Genomic DNA, 1,966 nt, shown 5'->3' with positions numbered 1-1,966 from the left:
TCTTGGTGACGAACTAGTGGTGATGATGCCCGTGCCCGTGGCCGTGGCCGTCGCCCTCCTCCTCGGCGGGCTTGTCGACGACCGCCGTCTCGGTGGTTGAGGTGATACCATCCCCGTATGACCAGCTCACAGACACCGCGAGCACTAATCGTCACCCGGCTCAGCCGGCTGCAGGACAACACGACCTCACCAGAGAGGCAGGTCCAAGCCTGCCGCGAGCTGATCTCGCAGCGAGGATACGAAGAGGTCGGTGTCGCCGAGGATCTCGACATCAGCGGGTCTATCGACCCGTTCGACCGCAAGAAACGCCCTCAGTTGGCCTCATGGCTGCACGAGCGCAGCAACGAGTTCGATTGCATCGTGGTCTACCGGCTGGACCGGTTGACCCGATCGACCATCAACCTGAACAAGCTGTTCGCTTGGTCCCTGGACCACGGCAAAACCGTCGTCTCTGCGACGGAGGCGGTCGACCTCAGCACGCCGGTCGGCCGTCTGATCGCCAATGTTGTCGGGTTCCTCGCGGAAGGTGAGTTAGAGGCCATCCGCGAGAGGACGAAGTCCTCAGCGAACCATCTCATCAAGACCGGCCGGTACCGGGGATCGGTCCCGCCGTGGGGATACCGGCCTGACAAGTCGACTGGCGACTGGCGACTGATCCCTGACCCCGAACAGGTCCGCGTGATCCACGAGGTAGCCCGCCGCGTGATCGGCGGGGAGTCACTCAACTCCGTCTCACACGACCTGACCCGTCGGGGCATCAAGTCTCCCAAGGGAAAGGACTGGAGTTCGACACCGCTCAAGCGGTCGTTGATGAGTGAAGCCATGCTCGGACGGGTGACCGACCGCAACGGCAAGTCAATCCGTGCTGACGACGGCTCCCCGATCCAACGGGCTGAGCCGGTGCTGGATCGCGACGCATGGGATCAGGTTCGGCGTGTCCTCGACTCCCGGTCGCAGGGATCCAGGCCCACGACGCAAGGGTCACTTCTGACCCGCGTCATCTTCTGCGGGATGCCAGGTTGCGGTAAGCCCGCTTACAGGTTCAACGGCGGTAGCCATAGCCAGTTCCCCCGATACCGGTGCCAGACAGCTACGAAAGCGCACAAGTGCGGCAACCGAACCATCCGAGCCGACGACCTATGCGAATTGATCGAGGCCGCAATTCTGGGGTTGCTCGGGGATTCCGAGCGGCTAGAGCGTGTGTGGGAGCAGGGCTCGGATAACTCCGACGAGCTAGCAGAGCTGGACGAGCTTCTCGCTGATCTGACGGACCAGCTCGGCACCGGGCAGTTCAAGCGAGGCACTCCGCAGAGGCAACGGCTGGACGAGCGGATCCGCCTGCTAGCAGACAAGCGGACTGAGCTTGCCTCTCTGCCCTCGAAACCGTCTGGCTGGCGATGGGTGTCTACCGGTGAGATGTTCTCCGCGTGGTGGGCTGCCCAGGACGTAGGTTCCCGCAATGCGTGGCTGAGGGCCTCCGGTGTCCGCGTGGAGTTCGACCGGACCCAGGTCCGCGTCGACCTCGGAGACCTGGGAACCATGCTCAGAGAGCTGTCGGCCGGCGATACCGCCGCAGCGGCCCAAGACATGTTTGCGGCTATGTCCCACAACCGCATTCAAGGAATCACCGTTGGCACAGACGGTGCCATTGAGATCACCCCAGAAGGAGCATGACCGATGGACATAAGTGAGTGGCTGACATCCGTGGACGCCCACCCCGAGACCATCGACACAGATCTACTCGTCGCTGAATTCCTGGCTCAGAGCCCCGAACGACTCTGGTCGCTGGCCGACGTTCTAGTCGGGCTGCGGCATCTGCGGGAGCTGGAAGACCTGAGCGAGGCAGTCGATGAACTGGTATCTGACGGGTTCCTAGGTGGCTGGTGTTTTTCGCGTGGCGTTGACCGGGTAATCGGGTGCGGTCGGCGAGAATGGTTGGGTGAGTTTGGGTTTGACGCCGAAACAG

Annotated in this window: 2 protein-coding genes; both read left to right on the top strand. The window is 62.7% G+C overall.

From position 1 onward, the window contains the following. Nucleotides 1–117 precede the first annotated feature (117 nt). On the top strand, nt 118–1,674 hold the full coding sequence (locus AC2VON_RS20750; protein WP_486954602.1) for a recombinase family protein: 1,557 nt from the start codon (nt 118–120) through the stop codon (nt 1,672–1,674). Nucleotides 1,675–1,677: 3 nt separating this feature from the next. Beyond that, the coding region (locus AC2VON_RS20745) for a hypothetical protein (RefSeq protein ID WP_486954601.1) at nt 1,678–1,966 on the top strand (289 nt) is incomplete at its 3' end.

This window comes from Mycobacterium sp. TH-M82 (assembly GCF_057473605.1).
This window is presented reverse-complemented; position numbering and strand designations above follow the sequence as displayed.

Coding starts and splice junctions, on each gene's coding strand:
- AC2VON_RS20750 (WP_486954602.1), top strand. CDS start 118: ATGACCAGCTCACAGACACCGCGAGCACTAATCGTCACCCGGCTCAGC.